This is a genomic window from Polyangium sp. 15x6 (genome assembly GCF_029960785.1).
Taxonomy (GTDB): domain Bacteria; phylum Myxococcota_A; class Polyangia; order Polyangiales; family Polyangiaceae; genus Polyangium.
The window spans coordinates 73,488-93,089 of the sequence record NZ_JASBQE010000024.1; the positions used below are offsets into that span (position 1 = coordinate 73,488).

Genomic DNA, 19,602 nt, shown 5'->3' on the forward strand with positions numbered 1-19,602 from the left:
CGACGCGGAGGACGACGAAAAGTCCGCCTGGCGGCCCGGTCGATTCATGACCCAGGCCGTCGGGCTCGTGACGGGCGCGGCGCAACGATTCGAAAAACAATCGAGCTTCGGCTTCGACGAGGACGCCTCCTGCGTGCTCGGCGCCTTCCTCGAAAATGGCCGCGAGGTCTCGGTCACGCGCCCGCTCCGGGCCGGCGTGAGATATGTGATCCTCGGCGGAGGCTCGGACGGCGTCGAGGATCTCGACCTCGCCGTGGACAGCCCGGAGGGAAAGATCATCGCGGCCGATACGATGGACGACGCGCAGCCCGTCGTCGAGCTCACGCCGAAGGCGGAGGGCAAATACCGCATTCGCCTGGCGAACGCGAAGAAAGGCGAAGGCGGCGGGTTTGGCGTGGTCGCCATCATGCGCGAGGGAGGCCTGTCGATCCCGGTGCACCGTTTCGTCGAATCCTTCGGCCGCACCCTCGCGAATGCGGCGCAGGCCTCGCACCTCGTCGCGCGGCGGATGCAGGGCTCGCAGGGTCTCGCGTTCCACGCCGACGGGGAGTGGTCGTTCTTCGGGACGATCCTCGCGGAGGAGGAGAGCATCCGGACGGGCGGGCTCGAGCTCGAAGCGCCGCTCAGCGTGATCCTCGCGGGCGCCGATCGTATGGCCGACGACGTCAATCTGGAGGTCCTCGACGCGACGACGAACGAGATCGCCGGGCGAGACGAAGCCGACGACGCCGCGCCCGTCGTCGCGCTCGAACCCACGAAAGGACACACGTACAAGGTCTCGGTCGCGAACGTGAAGGGCCGCGGGACCTCGCTCGTGACGATGCTCGTCCTCGACCTCGACGTCCCGTGACGAGCGGCGCGGCTCGGGGTATAGCTTGCCCGCCGTGGCGCCCGGGAAGTCGACCGCGCCGCCCACGCGTCTTTCGTGCCCCATGTCGCCCCTCTCCGCTCCCTCGCTCCGCCGCGCCGCCTTCGCGCTCCTCGCTTCGGCCCTCGCCGCGTGCTCGTCCCCCGAGGCCGGCGAGAACGAAGCCGCTCCGGCCTCGTCCCTCCCCTCCCCGTCCGGATCCGCCGCCGCCGCGCCTGCGCCGCCCGCGAGCGAGCCCGCGCCGCCCGCGCCGAAGGTATTCGCGCCCCTGCCGCCCTTGCCGGAGGAAGAGCTCTATCCGGACACGATCGAGGAGCAACGCGAGGCGCTCTTCCGGCGCATGGTCTCGATGCTCCACGTCACGGACGAGCAAATGGCCGCGGTGCGCGCCATTTTCCAGCGCTCGTCGGTGCTCGGCCAGGGCAACCCCAAGGTCACGAAATACCCGATGACCCGCAAGGAATGCCGCGAGGCGCGGAACAAGGCCGGGGGATTCGAGCAGGACGAACCCGCGTGCGGCGCGCCGTTCATGACGCCGATCTACGACGCGCTCGCCGGTGAAAAGGAGGCGGACGCGCGGGTCTGCATCGACCGGTACGAGTTTCCCGGCATTCCGTGCGAGCACCCGATCACGGGCCCGAGCGCGAAGGAGGCGGCCGAGCTCTGCGCGGCGATCGGAAAGAGGCTGTGCGACGCGCACGAATGGGAGGGCGCGTGCGCCGGCGCCGTGCATGCGCCGGAGAGCGAGTATTCGTTCGGCAAGGCGCGCAAGGAATCGAAGGACCTGCACAACCGCGATCGAGAGATCGTCTGGGCGTACGGGCGCGAGAAGGACCATTCGAAGTGCGCGACGAGGAGCCGCAAGACGAAGGGGTGCACGTCGAGCGGATGGAAGCGCTGCGGGACGAACACGTTCCCGGCCGGATCGTTCCCCGAATGCAAGAGCTCGTTCGGCGTGTACGATCAGCATGGGAACGTGGCTGAGCACATGAACTTACCGCTCCGCCCCGAGGAGATGACGAGCCGCGGGGGCACGGGCCAGACCGAGATGAAAGGGAGCTGGTTCATCTTCTCGGACTTCGAGGCGCACCCGGACGATTGCCGGTGGCGCGCGCCCGACTGGCACGGCACGCGCGTGACCGATCCCAACAGCCACGGCAATTACCACCTCGGTTTTCGTTGCTGCAAATCGACCGGGAAATGACGGAGAAGCCGTGCTAGACCCCACGGCATGCGAGTCGTAATCACTGGTGCGAACCGAGGCATCGGCCTCGAGCTCGCCCGTAGGTATCTGGAGCGCGGCGACCATGTGGACGCCGGTGTCCGAAATCCCGAATCCGCCCACGATCTCGCCGCGCTCGGCAAGGGCGCGAGCGGGCGGCTGCGCGTCCTCGCCTGCGACGTCGTGGACGACGCGAGCGTGCGGGCCTTTGCGGCCGCGCTCGGCGATGTGCCTGTGGACGTGCTCATCAACAATGCGGGCGTCATGGGCAAATGGCTTTCGCTCGCGGACCTCGATTTCCAGGACGTGACGCGGACCTTCGACACGAATGCGGTGGGGACGCTGCGGGTCACGTCGGCGCTGCTCCCACACCTCAGGCGCAGCTCGGTGCGCAAGGTCGTGAACATGTCGAGCCGCATGGGCTCCATCGCGGAAAACACGGACGGCGGCGCATACGCCTATCGCATGTCGAAGGCGGGGCTGAACATGGCGACCAAGTCGATGTCGATCGACCTGCGCGGCGAGAATTTCACGGTGGTCTCGCTCCACCCGGACTGGGTGAAGACCGATATGGGCGGGGCGAACGCGCCGATGTCCGTCGAGGAGTCGGTCACTGGCATCATGAAGCTCGTCGATCGCCTCTCCCGCGCCGAATCGGGCGGGTTTTACCATTTCCGCGGCGATCCCATTCCGTGGTGATCATTCCGCGGATCGGCCTGTAAAAAGATCGAAGAGCGTGACGTCCACGCTCGCGGCCACGCCGAGCTGCAAGGCGTGCGCGCCCGGGATGCTGAGCCCGGACTCCCACGCGCGGAGCCCGGGCCGGAGCACGCCGTACACGCCGAGATTGAAGGGGCTGTCGAACAGGCCCGCTCGCAGGTACAAGCCGGGCGAGAGCAACGTGAGGACCTGCGCCCCGGGCAGACGGCCGCTCTGCTCGACGTCGTATTGAAGGTAGGCCGCCGGATCGATGAGCGAGATGAACGCGCCGAGGTTGTAATCGCCGCGGCCGGTCGCGAAATCGAGGCCGATCGGCATGGCCAGCGTCGGCGCGACGACGTGCGGAACGCCGCCGCGCTCGGTGGTGGTCCCGTACGTACCGAAGCGCAGCTCGCCGCCGACGAACATGCCCGGGAATGCGCCGAGCGAAATCGTGGTCACGCCGGGCATGTTCTTCCGTCGCCAGCCGCCGATGGGCATGGCGGCCGCGTCGAGGGCCTCGGCGATGCGCGAGGGGTCGGACTCGAAGGCGATCGTCGCAAAGAGGCCGCTATGGCGCGCGATGGCGTCGAGGAGGCGGCACTGCTCCTTCCCCGCGGCGCAGAGCTTCTTGCATTCCTCGTTCTGGCACATGCGCTCGAGCTCGGCCCGCGCGGCCGCGACGACCCGCGCGACGACCCGGCCCCAGTCCTCGGCGAGCGCCGCCTCCAGCGTCTCGAGGCCCGCCACGAGGCGCGCGAGCTCGGCCCGCGCCTGGGCGAAGCTCGGCGTGATCTCGCCGGGCGAACAGGTGGCGGCCTTGCAGAGGCCGGGGAACGAGACGGCCTCGGAGAGCTGCTCGCCGGCCGCGACGAAGGCGAGGGCGAGATCGAGCGACGCGCGGGCGAGGACGATGGCCGCGCGCTGGAGGGCGAACGAATTGGTTTGGCTTGCCAATCGGGAGGTGTCGCGGGCGTACGCTTCGAGGGCCCGTACGATCTCGCCGATCTTCTTTCCATCGACGTCGACGCCGATCTGGAGGGCCGGCGGGTTCACGATTTTGGGATCGACCGTGGCCCGGAGCGCCTCGGCGGCGGCGCGATAAGCCTCGAAGGCCGTGAGGACGGCGCTCCAGCGGGAGCCGATCTCGGCCGCGGGAAAACGCACGAAATTCGACCAGCGCACGATCGTCGAGAGTCTTTCGAGCGGTCCGGCGGCTTCGAGCGCCGAGACGAGGGCCGCGTCCACGTCGGCCGAGGCGGCCTGGTCTTTCCGATGACATGCGTGGGATCCGGTCGCGTCGGGGTTTTCGGAGAACGCGGGGCAATCGTTCCGGGAAAAACCTCGGCCGACGAGGGTGAAACACGCAGGGGACGTGGTGAGCGCGGCGAGGAGGAGCGCCTCGGTCTCCTCGGCTCGGCCGGGGCGGGTCTGGCGGACGAGCTCGCCGTACTCCTGGAAAACGTGCGGCAGAGACGCGGCGCACGCCGCGATTTCGAGGCGCTGGCTGAAGAGTTGCCGCGGGCCGTTGCGAAAGATGCGATATCCGTTCGCGCGGTCGAGCTCGTCGCCGAAATGGGAGAGGCTCAGGGCGGCATTCGCGCCGGTCGAGAGGCCGGAGACGAGCTTCGACGCGGCCCCGCGCAGGCGTACTTCCGCGCCGCAAACGAGCTGCCGCTGGACGCGGGCCTGGCAGGTGACGCGATCGGGCGCGCCGGCGTCGCAGATCTCCGGGGCGGAGGGGTCCTCCGCGCATGAAAAGAGGCTCCCGCCGAGGTTCACGTCCGCCCATAACGAGGCGCCGAAGCCGAGGCCGAGGGCGACGCCGGGCCAGCTCTTCACGTCGGAGGCGACGGCGCCGCGGAGCGCGCCGAGCAGGCTCTCGCCGCCGCCATATTGCGCGAAATCGAGGCGGCGCGTGGAGAGCGCGCAGGTCGTGGGGAGCCAGAAGGACCGGATCTCCCGGTACGAATCTCCCTGCGCGCCGGCGGGCGTCATCGCGGGGCCGCAGGCGTCGTCGTGCAATCGCTCGAGGAACCACACGAGCGCCTCTCGCCGGGCCCGATCGCCGACGAAGCTCGCGAGCGCGCGCACGCCGACGTCGAGCGTGGCGGCCGTGAACGCGGCGACTTCCAGGCCGGTGTGCTGCACGGTGAAGACACGCGTCGCCGCGGAGGGAAGCTCGAGAATGGGGGATCCACGGGTGAGGAGCGGATCGGCCTCGCCGATCTCGGCGAGGGAAAGCACGCTCCGATCCGCGAGGACGACCCGGATCGGCTCGAATTTACGCGCCACGTACCGCGCGACGGCCTCGACCGAGCGTTGATCCGCGATGACCGCCGCATTCGCGAGCGCGGGCGCCGAAAATGCGCAAAGGTTGACCGGAGACGCGGCCGTATCCCCGCCGGCGCAAAGCTCGGCGCAGAGCTCGGTCCGCAGGCCCATGAGGCTCCGCGCGGGCCCGTCAAGCTTCCCCGCGACGTCCCGCGCAGCGTCCTCGATGGTCTTCTTCTTTTGCCGCGCTTCGACGGCCTCGATGCCATTTCGCTGGGCCACGAGGCGCGCCGCGGCCTTTTCGAGCGCGGCTTTCGGATCGTCCGTCGCCGGCGCCGCGCAGGTCGCCCGCAAAACACGCGCGAACGAAGCGAGCGATTCGACGCGGCCCACGTGGACCTGAAGGGGATCTCCTGCCTCGGGCGCGGTCGCGGCCGCCGCGGCGGGCGTCACGGGCGGCTTGATGGGCGCCGGGGTCGAGAGAGGCGTGGGCTGATCCGAGGGGGCGACGACGGGCGTGACCTGGGCGCTCGCATCCGCGAGCGGAAGCAAGGCCGAAAGCGCGAGCCCGAATCCGACGATCGATGGTTGGGTCCTCGTCCTCATGGCGTCTCTTTGCAAGCAATCAAGCGCAACCCATCGCAGCTTCCATGCAGGTGAGCACCGACGGGGCGGCGAGGGCCTGCGCCCGTCCGCCTCCCGTCGGGGCAGGTCCGAGGTAAATGCCGACGACCGCGGTGGGCGGTCCGTCGCCAACGACGGCGACCACGGGCCCGCCGCTCATGCCGATGCGGCCCTGGCGATCGAGCAGGACCCTCCCCTCGCTCGGTCGCGCCCTCGCCGGCACGACCAGAGGCGCGCGCGGCGCCTCGCTCCCGAGCGGATACCCCCATATCTGGCCGGCCACGGGCGCGTCGAGCGTGGCCATGCGCAGCGCGCTCGTGCACCGCGCGTTCACGCGGACGATGGCCACGTCGTCGGCCGCGACGCCGCCCGACGGATACGCGATGGCGACGGCCTCGATCTCGACCCAGCGCCCGCCGGCGAGGACGCGCACGGAGACCTCCGCGGGCGTCGCGCCGTCCGCGAGCGCGACGACGTGCCGCGCCGTGACGATCGAGGAGAGCCAGTCCGCGATGAAGAACCCCGTGCCCGAAGCCGCCCAGGTCTTGCCGAAGCGCGCGCGGATCCGCACGACGGGGCCGTCGAGCGGAGGCTCGATCGGCTCGGCGGTCGCAGCCCGGAGCTTCTGCGCGACGAGGCTCATGAGCCACGCCTCCGAGCGAGGGCGCCTTCGCGATGGGGAGAGCGGGGCGAGGCGTGGAGCACACCTCATCTTAACGCGCCTCGGGCCGGATGGCGCGTTTGCTGTGAACGGTGGAAATGGTGGCCGGGCCCTCATCGCGGCGCCGGAAACGCGACGAGGAGCTCGGGCGGAATCCGACGCTCCTCGGCGATGATGCCATAGGTCTCGGCCGTCTTGCGCGGCGTGCGGTTCTTCTGCGGATCGGACGCGTCCACCGCATAGAGCCCGAAGCGCCTGTTCATGCCCTGGTTCCACTCGTAATCGTCGACGAGGCTCCAGAAGAAGTAGCCGCGGAGATCGACGCCGTCCTGCATCGCGCGGTTCGCCCAGGCGAGGTGACGGACGAGGAAGCTCGGGCCCGCGTCCTCGTCGTCGAGAGGGTGATCGAGCCCGTTGCCCGTCACGTAGAGCGGCAATCCATACTCGCGATGGGCGAGCATCAGCATCTCGTGAAGGCCCTCTGGATCGACCTCCCCGCGGCGCACATCCAGCGGATCGAACGTGCCGAGCGGCGTGAGGTCCGGCATGAAGGGTCCGCTCGTGCCCCGCACCGTGGCGCGCGTGTCATAATTGATGCCGAGCCAATCCATGCGGCCCTCGAGGTCGGCGCGCCGCGCGCTCTTGCCCGCGAGCTCCGCATCGAGCCTCCCCTTCGCAACCGCGTCGAGATAAGCAATGTTGTACAGGTAAAACATGTTCTCGGCCGATTTCACGTCGAGCTCGCTCGCCGGATCGGCCGGGGACGCGGGGGTCATCGCATAGACGAGGCCGATGTCGGAGGGGATTTCGTCGCCGTCGGCGTCGAAAGTGTCGTTTTCCTTCACCGCGTCGTACATGCGCGCGTGCGCCTCGACGAGCGCGAGGAACACCTCTTTCACCGCGCCCGACGCGAGCGAGACGGCCGGCGGATGGCTGCGCTCGACGCTCGGGGCGAGATAGCCGGAGAGGAGGACCGCGAAAGGCTCGTCCAGCGTGGCCCAGCGATCGACGTCCGCGCCGAACTCCCGCGCGACGAACCCCGCGTACTTGGCGATCTCCGCGACCGTTCGCTCCCGATCGAGCCATCCCCGCGGTTTGCACGCGGCGAGGTTCAGGTGGCACCCGACGGCGTCGTGAATCCACGCAGGGAGCGTACCGTGATTCAGGGTCACGATGGGGGACATCCCACGCACCCGGAGGCCATTCAGCATCGCATGGTAATGCGCGAGCGCCGCCGGATTCGCGACGGCGCGTAATGCCTCGTACCCCTCGATACCGTCGGTCGGCCCGGGAAAGATGCGGCTCCACTCGATGCTGAACCGGAATGCATCATTGTGGAGCTCCCCCCGCGCGCGATCGAGATCCAGATCGTGGAGCTCCCAGAAGCCCGGGCCGACGTCGGCGGGATCCTGCCCGGACAGGTATGCCATGGTAGAGTGCACCGTTTCGGGCGAGGTGGCGAACGCATACCAATCGGATCCGTTATCGACGCAACCGGGGAGATCGGGCGTCGGGCACCCCATGTCGGCCTGGAATCCGCCGATCGCGGTCCCGAAGAGAAATCCCTCGGGAAACGAGAGATCCTCGGCCACCTCGGGGACCTCGGTCACCGGAGGGTCCTCCCCGCACGCGGCCAGCAACAGCGTCATCGGTATGGCGAGGCGGAAATCGGTTCTCATGAAGGGGAAACCTAACATGGATCGGAAAAACCGCTGGGTGAGGTAATTCGGAAAAACGGTGTATGATCCAGCCCCGACGAACCCTCAAACAATCGAACGTCCACCGTCCACGGCGAGCACCTGCCCCGTCACGAAGTGGTTTTTCGCAAAAAACAGCACCGCGCGCGCGACATCCCCAGGATCGCCGATCCGCCCGAGCGGTATCTTGCGGCGCAGCCGCTCGCGCACCTCGTCGTCGACGCCGTCGGGCGGGAGGACCGTGCCCGGTGAAACCACGTTCACGCGTACGTCGGGCGCGAGCGCGAGGGAGAGGCCCTGCATGGCCGAGACGAGCGCCGCCTTCGAGATCGAATACGGGATGTAATGCTTGAACGGCCTTTCAGCGCTGACGCAGCCTATTGCCACGACGGACCCGCGCCGAGCCCGGAGCTCCGCCGCGAGCGCGAGCGTGAGCAGATAAGGCGCAGTCGCGTTCAGCGTCATGGCCCGATCCCAGGCGCCCGCGTCGAGCTCGTCCGGACGAACACGCTCGAAATTGGCGGCATTGTGCACGAGGAGGTCGAGTTTGCCCGCGCCGAACCGGCGCGCCCGCGCGGCGAGGCCGCTCACACCGGTTCGATCGGAGAGATCGGCCCGGTGGAGCTCGACGCGCGCGCCGCGCGAAAGGAAGTGCTCCCGCGCCTCGCGCGCGCTCTCCTCGCTCGCCGCATAATGAATGAGGACCTCGTATCCGTCGTCGACGAGCGCCTCCACGATCGTCCGCCCCACACGCACCGCGCCGCCCGTGACGAGCGCGATACGTCCGCTCCCTTGTTCGCTCATGCCGAAGATGCTACCGCGCTCGCAAGTCCGCCGCGCATCTAGAATCGAGCGGGGTCGGAAAAAGACACCACGATTCGCAAAGCCCGCGCTCGATTCGCTTGACGAGCGCCCCGCCGATCGGTCGAATACCGGCCCACTACAGAGAGAGGAGAATCGACATGACGACCGCTGAGCTCCAAAAGGAGACGCTCAAAGAAGGAAACGGCGACGAAGCCAAGGTCGGACACAAGGTCCAAGTGCACTACGTGGGTACGCTCACGAACGGCAAGAAGTTCGACAGCTCCCGCGACCGTGGCGAGCCCTTCAAGTTCCAGCTCGGCGCCGGGCAGGTGATCAAGGGCTGGGACCAGGGCGTGGTCGGGATGAAGGTGGGCGAGCTCAGGAAGCTCACGATCCCGGGGCACCTGGCCTACGGCGAGCGCGGCTTCCCGGGGCTCATCCCGCCGAACGCAACGCTCGTCTTCGAGGTCGAGCTGATCAGCGTGTCCTGAGGGGGCGCTCCACGACGTAGCGCCGGGGTTTCACCCCGGACCCGACCAGGGGCTGTCCGCCCCTGGACCCGGACCAGCGCAAGCGCTGGACCCAGGGTCGATGAACTGCGCGATGCGCAGTTCATCGAACAGGTCGAGGCAAGACCAGCTACGACCCTGCCAATCAAGACAGCCGCGCTGCCCTTTCGACGGGCAAGGCTCCCTCACGGGCCCGTTGGAAGAACTGCGCGGAGCGCAGTTCTTCCACCCCGAGTCCAGCGCTTGCGCTGGTTCGGGTCGAGGGGCGAACAGCCCCCGCGGGGTCCGGGGCGGCGCCCCGGCGCGGCGGCCCCAGACATCACTGCTGAAGGCCGAGCCGCCCGCCATCGACGCGCAGGTTCGAGAGAGCCCGCGCGACCGCGTCCGCGAGCGGCCGACCCCGGGGGATGACCTCGCCTTCCACGCCCCCCGGCCGATCGAACGACCACACGAGCACCGATCCCGCCGCATCCCAGGGCACGAACCGCGTGCGACCCCGGAGCGGCATGCTGCCCACGATCTCGCGGCGCGCGACGTCGAGCGCCGCCACGCGATCCGCCGAGAGGAGGAGCATGGAGCGGCCGTCGGGCGCGACGGAGACGTCCTCCCAGACGGTGGCGCCCGAAGCTTCGAGGAGGCGTTCGGGGCCGCGCTCGCGGAGCACGACCACGCCCGTGTCGTCGGCGTAGACGAGCTCGCCCGGCGAAGGGCCGTCACCGAGCGCCGTCGCGCGCGGGCTCGCATAACCGAGGACGCGGACCTCCGACGTCGCCTCGTCGATCCGCGCGAGCGCGCCGGAGCTCACCGCGATCCACGAGCCCGCGCCGACCCCACCGCGCGCCGCGCTCGGGCGCACGTCGTACACGTAGCCGTCCGCCGAGGCGATCACGCGGGGCGCGGCGGGCGCGCCGTCGAGGGACGTCGCCACGATCGCGCCGTCGAGCCGCTGCGTGTAGAGCGTGCGGCAAGTGGTGTCGACGGCGAGGACGAGGCCGGCCTCGTGCGGAACCTTGCCGATGGTGGCGCCGCTGCGGGCGTCGAGCACGTGCCAGGCCTCGCCCTCGCGCTCCCACGCGGCGACGCGGCCGTCCTGGCAACGGCGGAGCAGGTTGCCCTTGCGGCTGAGCTCGCGCTTGCCATCGGCGACGCGATAGAAGCGGACCTCGTCGTCGACCTGGAACGCGACGACGTCGTTGCTCTCGCGGACCACGGCGCGCACCGAGCTCGTGGACGAGGGCGCGGGGCCGTCCGCGGCGCGGAAGCGGACGAACGAGTCGACCGCGCCCGTCGCGCCGGAGAGGAGGACGAGGTCGCCCGTCACGACGTGGCCGTCCTCCAGGCGATGGCCGCCGAGGAGATCCCGCGGGCCGATGGGGACACGCGCGAACGCGGGCACCTCGTCGGGCGAGGTGATGGGCGCGGGGCGCTTGGGGCGAGGCGCGGGCGAGCAAGGCGCGCCCTTGGGCAGGGCGTCGCCGGGCGCGCGGCCGCCCGGGCGGAGGTAGTGGAAGCGGCCGACGATCGACTTGTCGGGGCCCGTGGGGTCGGTGCCGCAGACCGCGAGATCGAGGCCTCCTTCGTCCCAGCGCAGGAACGAGGGCGCCTCCACGCTGGGGCCGCGGAAGAGCGGAGTTTCCGGCCGCGCGGGATCGACGATCTCGAAGGCGCCATGCTCGGCGAGGGCGAGCAAGGGCTCGCGCGGACCGAAACGCGCGAGGACGACCGCGCTCGTCGGCTTGACCTCCGTGATGCTGCCCTCGGCCGGTCGCCAGACCACGAGCTTCGATCCGGAGGCGGCCGCGACGAGGGAGCCGTCCGGCGAGACGTCGAGCACGATGCCCTGGAAGGCGTGCGTGTCGACCTCGCCCGAGCGGCGGAGATCCCAGCGGACGAGGCCGTTCTCCGAGGCGCACGCGAGCACGGGCGCCGCGTCCGCGACCTCGAGCGCGCCCGTGCAACGGCGCGGCGCGATGGCCGCGAGCATGACCTCGCCGTCGGGACGAAGCCGGAAGATGCGCACTTCGCCGGTGACCGAGCGCGTCGCGAGCGCGGTGTCGAAGGGGAGCGGGACACGCTCGACGAACGGAGCATCGTGCGGGCGCACGACGAGCGCGCGCGGATGGAGCTCCGCGGCCGCGGTGGGCTCGGCGCCGTCGGGCGGCGTGGCCTGGTAGAAGGGATCGAAGCGGAGATCGACGACGACGAGGCGCGTGGAACCCTGCGTGGCGACGAGCCATCGATCGTCCCAGGGGAACGCGGGATTCGTCGAGGGTTCGAGCGTGAGGAACTGCGCGCGCGGCAGGCCCGTGCCCGCGCGGAGCAGATCGAGCGGCAGCGCCGGATCCTCCGCGCCGAACTCGATCGCCTCCGCGATCCAGGCGGCGCGATGGTACGGGTCGTCGACGCGGCGCGATCGGAAGAGGACCTCGGCGATGTAGGCGCGCTCCTCGGCCTCGACGCGCGCCTGCTCGGCGCGTGCTTGCCGATCGTCCATCGCGCGCTTCAGCGCGGCGGCGCCGAGGACGATGGCGAGCAAGAGGACGATCGAGGCGCCCTTCAGGATCTTGCGCCGCCGCGCGAGGCGCCGGCTCCTCGCGACGAGCTGGCGTTCGAGCGTGGTGAGCGAGCCGCGCGTCCAGGTGGGCCTGCGCTCGACTTCCTCGAAGAGCCAGCCCGTGAGCAGGAAGTCCGGGTGATAAGCCGCCCGATCCCAGGCGATCGCCGCGTCGCGGAGCCGCTCGAGCAAGACGAGCCGCTCGGCCTCGCGGCTGCGGACCAGCTCGATCTGCGGGACCACGGCGATCGAGGGGTGCGAGAGCTCGACGCGGCCGTCGCGCCGCCGGAGGAGCCCCTCGCGTTCGAGGCGCGCGAGCACGCGCCGCGCGAGCGCCGTGTCCTCGCCGAGCACCGAGACGAGCTCCTCCTCGTCCCAGCGGACGGGCTTGTGATCGGTCGTGGAGAGGCGCAGCACGGCTTCGATCGCGATCTCCTGCTGCGCGTCGTCGAGCGAGGCCAGGAGCTTCTCGGCGTGCTTGGCGAGCGCGCCGACGAGCCCCCCGAGCGCGCGCCATGCCTCCGCGGAGAGCACGAGGCCCGCGCGCGCGCCTGCCTCCGGCGCGCGTTTGTCCCAGAACGCCGCGAGCGCCAGCGCGACGAGCGGCAACCGATCGTCCGCGCCGCGCAGCTCCCGCTGCACGTCGGCGACGACCGCGTCGGCGCCGAGCATCCGCACGCCGGCGATCCGCGCCGGCCCCGTCACGATGTCGTGCACGGCCGCGGCCGGCGGCGGCCCCACGAAGCGGAGCGCGGCGCGCAGGGACGCGAAGGGCGCGGTGGGATCCGAGAGGTTCGCGACGTGCTTTTCGCCGAGCGTCGCGAGCACGCGCAGGCCTGGCCGCTCGCCGCCCCCCGCGAGCTCCGCGAGGAGCTCTGCGAGCCGCGTGTTCGTGCCTTCCGGCGCGGAGAGCGCGTCTTCGAGCGGATCGACGAGCAAGACGATCCCGACGGACGAGCTCGCCGCGTGGCGCGCGATCTCCGCGGACGACGCGCCCACGAGCGCCGCGTCGACGGCGCCGAGCGCCGCGTCGAGCGCGTGATCCGGATCCTCCCCGGGACGCACGGCCACCGCGATCCAGTCGTCCTTGCCGTCCACCGCGGCGCGCGCGAGGTGCGGGACGAGGCCGGCAGACGCGAGGGAAGACTTTCCCGCCCCCCGCGGCCCGTACAGCACCACGACCGGCTCGAACGCGAGCTCGCGGCCGAGCCGCGCCACGTCGTCATCACGCCCGTAAAGCTGCCCCTCGGCCTCCTTCGGAAGCGCCGAGAGCCCTGCATATGGCGGATCCATCACGCCATACGGCCGCTCCCAGGCATCGTCGAACAGCGCCGCGAGCTTGCCCGGGCTGACCCCTCGTTGCAGCGGATCCACGGAGAGGAGCCGCACGAGCAGCGCCACGATCCCGCGCGGAAGGCCGGCCGGATCGGCCGCGAGATCACGCAGACGGCCGCGGAGCGTCGCGTCGCGCAGATCCGACCACCACGCGCTCATCGCAGCGGCATCGGAGAGCTCCCTCGGCTCGTCTGCGACGTCCTCGTACGGCATGCGCCCCGTCGCGAGCTTCACGATGGTCGCGGCGAGGGCGTACGCGTCGGCCGCGGGCGTGGGCTCGGCGAGCTCGAGGATCTCGGGCGCCATGTACCCCGGCGTGCCCACGACGGCGCGCCCCGAGCTCTGCGCGCGGGTCGGGTGCGACGATCGCTCGTCCTGCGCCGCGACGAACGCCGCCGTCTCGAGCCCTGCCGCGTCCCCGCCGTCGAACACCGGCGGCGTGATCTCGGGCGCCTTCGAGCCGGCCCGCCGCGAGATGCCGAAATCGAGCACCTTGAGCGCGCCGTCGTTCGAGACGAACAGGTTCGCCGGCTTGAGATCCAGGTGCACCACGCCGCGCGTGTGGATCACGTCGAGCGCCGCCGCCGTCGCGCGCGCCCAGCCGAGCACGCGCCGCCAGGGCACGCGCTTTCGCTCCCGCAGCACGTCCGCGAGGTTTTTCCCCTCGAGCAGCTCCATCGCGACGAACGGGACCGCTTCGGGCGCGTGGAGCACGCCCGCGGCGTAGATCGTCACGAGGGAGGGGTGCCGGAACGAGGCGAGCAGCTTTGCTTCCTCGGCCCAGTGCGCGGCGTCGTACGCCGTCCGCTGCAGGAGCTTCAGCGCGACCGTGCGCAGCGGCACCCCGTCCGGCAGAAGCTCCTCGGCTCGCCAGACATCGCCGAACCCGCCACGGCCGAGCCGCTCGAGGAGCAAGAACCGGCCGTCGAGCAGCTCCCCCGGCGCGTGGTCCCGCGGCGCTTTGGCGCTCATGCCGGGGCTACGAGGCGGCCTTCCCCCGCGCGAATTGCTCGGCGTGGGCCATGGCGACCTCGGCCTCCTCGAAGAGCTCGTCCGGCGGCTGCACCTCCTTGCCGTCTCGCTCCGCCTCCCAGCGGAAGCCACGCCGCTCTCCCGGGGCCTCGGGCTTCCACGTGAGCTTGAGCTTGTAGCCGTTCAGCTCGGCCACGTACGTCCCGTCGTGCTCCAGCTGCCAGATCGAAACCGTCGCGTGAAGATGCATCTCTCCCTCGTCCTCGTCCCGCTCCTCAGGAAGCCCGTTCCATCACGAGCCGCAAGAGGGGCGGGAGCCTTCGCACGTCGCCAGGCACCTTGATGGAGGGGCCGCCGACCACCGAGCTCATGACGCACGTCCCGGCGCGCGGCAGGTGCTCCATCCAGTACACGTCGAACTTGTCCTCGTGCGCCACACGCCGCAAGAACGGTTCGAGCGGCAAGACGAGCCCCTCGCGCCAGCGCGCCAGGTACGTCACGTTCGCGAGGCGCATCGGGCTGTTCAGCCCGAGCCGCCGCCGCGTCCCCGTGTTGAAAGGGCCCGTGTGGTCGATGAACTCGACGGTCTGCAGATCGCCGTAGAGATCCGGCTCCGTCTTCTCGACCGTGACGAGCGTCCACGCGCAGAGCGGCCGGAGCGCCCGGAGGAGCGTGCGCGTCATCTGCTCGAACTCCGGCAGATCGGCCGCCGCGCGCGCCTCGTTGTAGTGACCGTGCGCGAAGCTGTTGCGCTCGACCTGCATCAGGTTCGAGAGCGTCTCGAACGTCTGGTTCTGCGACAGCCGGACGCCGAGCACGTCACGCACGAGCGCGCCGATCGGATCGTCGCGCCCGTCGAAACCCTTCGCCGCGGCCCGCGCGATCTCCCGCCACGTCCCGAGCGCGAAGCCATCGCGGCTGCCGTGACGCTTGTAGAGCTCCACCATCGCGTCGAACCCCGGCGCGGCCCCGGCCGAGCCTTCGGCCGGCCGACGCGCGAAGTACGCCGAGAGCAGCACGGTCGCGATGAACCGCCAGGTGCCTTCGAGCACGTCGAAGAGCATCTTCACCCGCTCGATCGCGCTCGACGCGGCGATCGCCGCGTGCACGCGCCCCGAGATCGGATACGGCAGCCCGCCGCTGAGCGCCGAGAGCACCCCGTGTGGATCGGCGCACTCGCGCGCGAGCTCCTGCGCCCGCGTCTGCACGTCCCCGTGCAAGACCTCCCACGACAGCGTCCGCGGCAGCTCCACCTTGCCGTCGAGGATCGGCGGCCGCGCGTGCCAGTCGCACTGCACCGCGCTGCCGAGCGCGACCGCGTCGACCTTCCGCGTCACGCACGCCGCCACCACGCCCGGCGCCATCGGCGCGACGAGCGCGGCTTGCCCCGCGTGCGTCGCCGCCACGGCCGCGAGCTCCTTCTCCAGCGCCGCGATCACGTGCGGCCCCACCGCCTCGAGCGCCTTCTGCTCCTCGATCGCGAAGAGCAGCGTCGTGCGCTTCGTGTCGATCGACGCGCCGAGGACCTCCTGCACGCTCGACACCCGCGCGCCCGGCACGCTCGACCGCAACGCGGCGACCGCTTGCCCCGACGTCTCCGAGAACGCGGTCATCGCGTGCAGCGCGAGCTCGAGCTCGCGCCCCGCGTCGCTCCCGTCGCCGGACAGCGTCCAGTACCCGCAGGCGAACGATCGCCCCCCCGCCGCCGTGCGCGCCGACGCGACCGCCGCGCGCCCCTTCTCCGCGACCTCCGCGGCCTCGCCGGTCACGAGCGCCACGGCCGACTCCTCGACGAGCCCCGCCGCGACGCTCGGCGACGCGCGATGGATCGCCACCGCCGCGATCGCGCCCGGCGGATACTCCGCGCCGCCCGCGCGCACGGCCGACGGCTGGGCCTTCATGAGCAGGAGCGCGCCGCTGCGCTTGCGCTGCAGGAACGACGCGATCTCCTGTTCGAGCCCCGCGCGCCCGAGCAGGCCCGTCGTCGGGTCCACGGTCCCCGCGGGCACGGTCGGCGTCACGTAGCGCCGATCCACCATCGTCGCCCGCATGCCTCCGACCTGCACGAACGTCCCGTGCACGAGCGCCGCCTCTTCGCCTCGCGCGAGCGAATGCGCGCCGACCTGCACGGGCACGCTGCACTCGGTGCGCCGCCTGAGCCACCAGCGCACGCCGTCGTGCCGCAGCGTGGCGGCGAGGCGCGAAGCCACGTCCGGATAGACGAGCTCGTTCCGCTCGTCGCCCACCCGCTCGACACGGCCGAGCCGGAGCACGCCCACCGGCGAAAGCCTGAGCTCGAACAAGCCGCCGTCCCGCGTCTCCACGCGCAGCCGATCCGGCGCGTTCACCTCGCCCCGCCAGAGCGAGAACGCGGGCGACGCGCTGACCCACAACGTCGCGCCTCCCACGGTGTACGTGCGCAACTCCGCGCCCGGCGCCTCCGCGCCGCTGTCGCTCTTTTCGTTCGGCGCCTCGACGTCTCCCGGCGCGGTCGGTCCCGGCCGAACGTTCATCGGCGTATCGGCGTCCGAGGTCGGCATCGGCGGGCGCGGCGGCGCTTCGTCCGTGCGCCGCGACCCGGGCCCTTGCGAGCGCTCGAGATCCGGCACGGCCTCGAGCAGCGCCGTGAGAAACTCCTCGGCCGTCGAAAACCTCACGCCGCGATCCCGCGTCATGGCGCGCTGCACCACGCTCCGGATCGCCTCGGGCAGCCCCGGCACGAGCGTCCCGAGATCCGGCGGATCTCGATGGCAGATCGCGATGACGAGCCGCGCGAACGTCGGCTCGGAGAACGGCGGCGCGCCGGCGAGCGCCTCGTACAGGATCGCGCCCATCGACCAGATGTCCGTGCGCGGATCGATGTCGTCGAGTGCCTCGATCTGCTCGGGCGACATGTAAAACGGCGTCCCCACGGGCGTCCCGACCCGCGTCAGCGGATCCTGCGCGGACAGGTTCGACGCCGCCACGAGCTCGGCCTCGCTGCCGAGCACCTTCGAGAGCCCGAAGTCGACGATCTTGACGTGCGTCTTTCCGTCATCGGCGTCGACGAGGAACACGTTCTGCGGCTTCAGATCACGATGCACCACGCCCGCCGCGTGCGCGCGCCGGAGGCCGCGCAGCGCCTGGGCCGCGATCGCCACGGCTTGCGGCACGTTCATGCGCCCGAGGCGCCGGAGGCGCGTCGCGAGATCCTCGCCTTGCAAGAGCTCCATCACGAGGAACGGCTCTCCGGCCTCCGTCTCCCCCGTGTCGAAGATCTGCACGATGTGCGCGCTCTCGATCGCCGACACCGCGCGCGCCTCCCTGTGGAAGCGCGCCCGCACCGAAGCATCCGCGCCTGCGGGCGTGCGGAGGAACTTGAGGGCGACGCGCTTGCCGATCGCGACGTTCTGCGCCTCGTAGACGCTGCCCATCCCGCCGCGCCCGATCAGGCGCAGGACCTTGTATTTCCCGGCGGCAAGCGTACCGATTCGAGGGTCCGTCCCGCTGCTCTCCGCGCCCGTCACACGTAGGCCCGTCCCTGCGCGGCTCCGTGCCGCCACTCTGTATCGGGCCACCATTCGCCCTTCGAGGTCAACGGCATAGTGGGGGGGACTTCCAGGACCTCAACGCGTCGAGGTTCGAGTCGTGGGGGGGACCTCCGGAACCCCAACGCGTTGAGGTTCGGGTCGTGGGGGGGACCTCGAGGACCTCAACGCGGTGGACCAGCGCAAGTGGACTTCCGGTATGCTCATCGGCCGGCGGTGGGATGGGAACGCCCCTGCCGCGACGTTGTCAGGAGCCGTATGGGAGACACGCACAAGGATTTGATCTTCTTGATCCCCCTGCCCGGCGGCCGTGTCGCGCGGGTGCCGATCGACGTGCTCGAGCACTACGTCGACCCGAGCGCCCGGATCTCGCACGGCGGCGAGGCCGAAGAAGAGGACGTGACGGCGCACTCCATGTCGGTCGATCCCAGGACCGGCGCCAGCATCTGGCACACCGACTGGGAGCTCGGGCAATGCGATTACACGGACGAAAACGGCTTCCCGCAGTCCGCGTACGCCTGGCACCGCCACCCGCTCGGCAACGAGTACACCGAAATCTACCAGAAGTGAGCTCTCCCCCTCGCTCCTCCGCGCCTCGCCGGCCTGGCCGCATGCTGCGTGCGGCGCTCGGCGCTTCCGTCCTCGTCCCGCTCGCGTTTTCGGCCTGCATCGCGCCGGGATATCCGCTGGCCCCGAGCGGGCAGGTCGACATCCGCGTCCACGTCGCCGGCTCCCTCTTCGCGGCGGACACGCTCGACGAAGCCGGAAAACCCGTCCTGCCGCGCCAAAAGCCCTCCGAGACCGGCGTCACCTTGTTCCTCGTGGAGGGCGGCGCGCCGGCGTACGGCGGGTTCGTCACGGTACGCGTCGACCCGCCCGAGGCCCTCGTCCTCGGGCCCTACCCCGGCGAAGCCGACCCCTCCTGCCAGGAGGTCGAGGGCGCGTTTCGCTGCACCGCGTCGAGCGAGGGCTACGCGCGCTTCATGGTCTCCTCGCAGAGCGACTGGTCCGGCAGCGCGTCGATCATCGTGAACTGGGCCGAACAGACGAAGGAAGAGCCCATCGAGATCCTGCCGGCCGGACTGCCGAACGCCGCCACGAACTTCACGATGCTCGTCGCCGGCCTCGACGAGTCGCTCGACGGCGCCCGCGTCCTTCCGACCTTCCTCGCGCTCAAGTGCACCGTCGGTCCGCTGCCCGATGATTTGGGCTCCAAGTGGCGGCCCGGCGCCATCCGCTCCCGCGAGGCGTTCGTCCGGGCCACGCCGCCCTCGAACGCGCCCGGCGTCGTGGAGAACGCGCCCGTCATCGTCGAGTCCCTCTTCAGCGAGGTCGCCCTCTCCACCGCGTCCGATTGCGCCGATCGCAAGACGCGCCTGCGCGTCCTGCTCGGCTCGACCGGCGAGAGCGAGCGCTTCTTCCTCTGCTTCAGCGACATCGGCGGCGAGGCCGAGTTCGCGGTCACCTCGGGCCAGAAGCAGATCGATCCCGGCCCGAAGGTCCTCGTCGATCCGGAGCCGCGCCTGCTCCGCGTGCGCGCGCTGCAGAGCGTCGTCGGCATCGGCTCCGGCGAGGAGGTCGATCTCTTCGAGGTCAGCGCCTTCGACGTGAACCGCGTCCGGCTCGCCATGCCCGTCGATCTCCGCGTCGACGACGATCAGCTCCTCGGCATCGATCAGGTCAGCGTGACGCTCGACAAGGAGCCGACCCCCGCGACGGTCATCCCCGCCACGCCGAAATCCCCCGGCCAGGTTCGCCTCCACGTCACGCCGCGGCTGCTCTCGAGCCCCGACTGCGCCTCCGATCCGATCAGCGTCGTCGAAGCGCCCTGACCTTCGCCCCGCCCCCACCCGAGC

Annotated in this window: 13 protein-coding genes; 6 read left to right on the plus strand and 7 right to left on the minus strand. The window is 70.8% G+C overall.

What is annotated here, in order from left to right; genetic code table 11:
- The first annotated feature begins 46 nt into the window (after positions 1-46).
- The 3 genes from QHF83_RS19580 (at position 47) to QHF83_RS19590 (ending at position 2,789) form a co-directional block, all read left to right on the plus strand.
- Complete coding sequence (locus QHF83_RS19580) at positions 47-850, plus strand: hypothetical protein (RefSeq protein ID WP_282419390.1); 804 nt, start codon at positions 47-49, stop codon at positions 848-850.
- Between the two features lie 82 nt (positions 851-932).
- Positions 933-2,072, plus strand: a complete 1,140-nt coding sequence (locus tag QHF83_RS19585) for an SUMF1/EgtB/PvdO family nonheme iron enzyme (RefSeq protein ID WP_282419391.1) — start codon at positions 933-935, stop codon at positions 2,070-2,072.
- 27 nt (positions 2,073-2,099) lie between these two features.
- The gene (locus QHF83_RS19590; protein WP_282419392.1) at positions 2,100-2,789 is read left to right on the plus strand and encodes an SDR family oxidoreductase; all 690 of its coding nucleotides are present in this window, start codon (positions 2,100-2,102) and stop codon (positions 2,787-2,789) included.
- Here QHF83_RS19590 and QHF83_RS19595 read toward each other — a convergent pair whose 3' ends face one another.
- The 4 genes from QHF83_RS19595 to QHF83_RS19610 all read right to left on the minus strand — a co-directional run bounded on the left by QHF83_RS19595 (position 2,790) and on the right by QHF83_RS19610 (position 8,849).
- The gene (locus QHF83_RS19595; RefSeq protein ID WP_282419393.1) at positions 2,790-5,669 is read right to left on the minus strand and encodes a hypothetical protein; all 2,880 of its coding nucleotides are present in this window, start codon (positions 5,667-5,669) and stop codon (positions 2,790-2,792) included.
- Positions 5,670-5,688: 19 nt separating this feature from the next.
- On the minus strand, positions 5,689-6,330 hold the full coding sequence (locus tag QHF83_RS19600) for a serine protease (RefSeq protein WP_282419394.1): 642 nt from the start codon (positions 6,328-6,330) through the stop codon (positions 5,689-5,691).
- A gap of 131 nt (positions 6,331-6,461) precedes the next feature.
- The gene (locus tag QHF83_RS19605; RefSeq protein ID WP_282419395.1) at positions 6,462-8,027 is read right to left on the minus strand and encodes a family 1 glycosylhydrolase; all 1,566 of its coding nucleotides are present in this window, start codon (positions 8,025-8,027) and stop codon (positions 6,462-6,464) included.
- An 84-nt stretch (positions 8,028-8,111) separates the two neighbouring features.
- On the minus strand, positions 8,112-8,849 hold the full coding sequence (locus QHF83_RS19610) for an SDR family oxidoreductase (RefSeq protein WP_282419396.1): 738 nt from the start codon (positions 8,847-8,849) through the stop codon (positions 8,112-8,114).
- A gap of 158 nt (positions 8,850-9,007) precedes the next feature.
- Between QHF83_RS19610 and QHF83_RS19615 the strand changes: the two genes are divergently transcribed.
- Positions 9,008-9,340, plus strand: coding sequence for an FKBP-type peptidyl-prolyl cis-trans isomerase (locus QHF83_RS19615; protein ID WP_282419397.1), 333 nt, complete (start codon positions 9,008-9,010; stop codon positions 9,338-9,340).
- Between the two features lie 337 nt (positions 9,341-9,677).
- Here the strand turns inward: QHF83_RS19615 and QHF83_RS19620 are convergent, their stop codons facing one another.
- The 3 genes from QHF83_RS19620 to QHF83_RS19630 are packed head-to-tail and all read right to left on the minus strand — an operon-like array spanning position 9,678 to position 17,776.
- Complete coding sequence (locus QHF83_RS19620; RefSeq protein WP_282419398.1) at positions 9,678-14,219, minus strand: protein kinase; 4,542 nt, start codon at positions 14,217-14,219, stop codon at positions 9,678-9,680.
- Between the two features lie 7 nt (positions 14,220-14,226).
- A complete protein-coding gene (locus tag QHF83_RS19625; RefSeq protein WP_136927810.1) occupies positions 14,227-14,469 on the minus strand; it encodes a hypothetical protein in 243 nt (80 codons plus the stop codon).
- Between the two features lie 25 nt (positions 14,470-14,494).
- Positions 14,495-17,776, minus strand: coding sequence for a serine/threonine-protein kinase (locus tag QHF83_RS19630; protein ID WP_282419399.1), 3,282 nt, complete (start codon positions 17,774-17,776; stop codon positions 14,495-14,497).
- 228 nt (positions 17,777-18,004) lie between these two features.
- On the opposite strand from QHF83_RS19630, the gene QHF83_RS19635 reads away from it, so the two are divergent.
- Both QHF83_RS19635 and QHF83_RS19640 read left to right on the plus strand, forming a co-directional pair.
- A complete protein-coding gene (locus tag QHF83_RS19635; RefSeq protein ID WP_282419400.1) occupies positions 18,005-18,316 on the plus strand; it encodes a hypothetical protein in 312 nt (103 codons plus the stop codon).
- A 41-nt stretch (positions 18,317-18,357) separates the two neighbouring features.
- Complete coding sequence (locus QHF83_RS19640) at positions 18,358-19,578, plus strand: hypothetical protein (protein ID WP_282419401.1); 1,221 nt, start codon at positions 18,358-18,360, stop codon at positions 19,576-19,578.
- The last annotated feature ends 24 nt before the right edge of the window (positions 19,579-19,602 follow it).

Coding starts and splice junctions, on each gene's coding strand:
- QHF83_RS19580 (WP_282419390.1), top strand. CDS start 47: ATGACCCAGGCCGTCGGGCTCGTGACGGGCGCGGCGCAACGATTCGAA.
- QHF83_RS19585 (WP_282419391.1), top strand. CDS start 933: ATGTCGCCCCTCTCCGCTCCCTCGCTCCGCCGCGCCGCCTTCGCGCTC.
- QHF83_RS19590 (WP_282419392.1), top strand. CDS start 2,100: ATGCGAGTCGTAATCACTGGTGCGAACCGAGGCATCGGCCTCGAGCTC.
- QHF83_RS19595 (WP_282419393.1), bottom strand. CDS start 5,669: ATGAGGACGAGGACCCAACCATCGATCGTCGGATTCGGGCTCGCGCTT.
- QHF83_RS19600 (WP_282419394.1), bottom strand. CDS start 6,330: ATGAGCCTCGTCGCGCAGAAGCTCCGGGCTGCGACCGCCGAGCCGATC.
- QHF83_RS19605 (WP_282419395.1), bottom strand. CDS start 8,027: ATGAGAACCGATTTCCGCCTCGCCATACCGATGACGCTGTTGCTGGCC.
- QHF83_RS19610 (WP_282419396.1), bottom strand. CDS start 8,849: ATGAGCGAACAAGGGAGCGGACGTATCGCGCTCGTCACGGGCGGCGCG.
- QHF83_RS19615 (WP_282419397.1), top strand. CDS start 9,008: ATGACGACCGCTGAGCTCCAAAAGGAGACGCTCAAAGAAGGAAACGGC.
- QHF83_RS19620 (WP_282419398.1), bottom strand. CDS start 14,219: ATGAGCGCCAAAGCGCCGCGGGACCACGCGCCGGGGGAGCTGCTCGAC.
- QHF83_RS19625 (WP_136927810.1), bottom strand. CDS start 14,469: ATGCATCTTCACGCGACGGTTTCGATCTGGCAGCTGGAGCACGACGGG.
- QHF83_RS19635 (WP_282419400.1), top strand. CDS start 18,005: ATGGGAGACACGCACAAGGATTTGATCTTCTTGATCCCCCTGCCCGGC.
- QHF83_RS19640 (WP_282419401.1), top strand. CDS start 18,358: ATGCTGCGTGCGGCGCTCGGCGCTTCCGTCCTCGTCCCGCTCGCGTTT.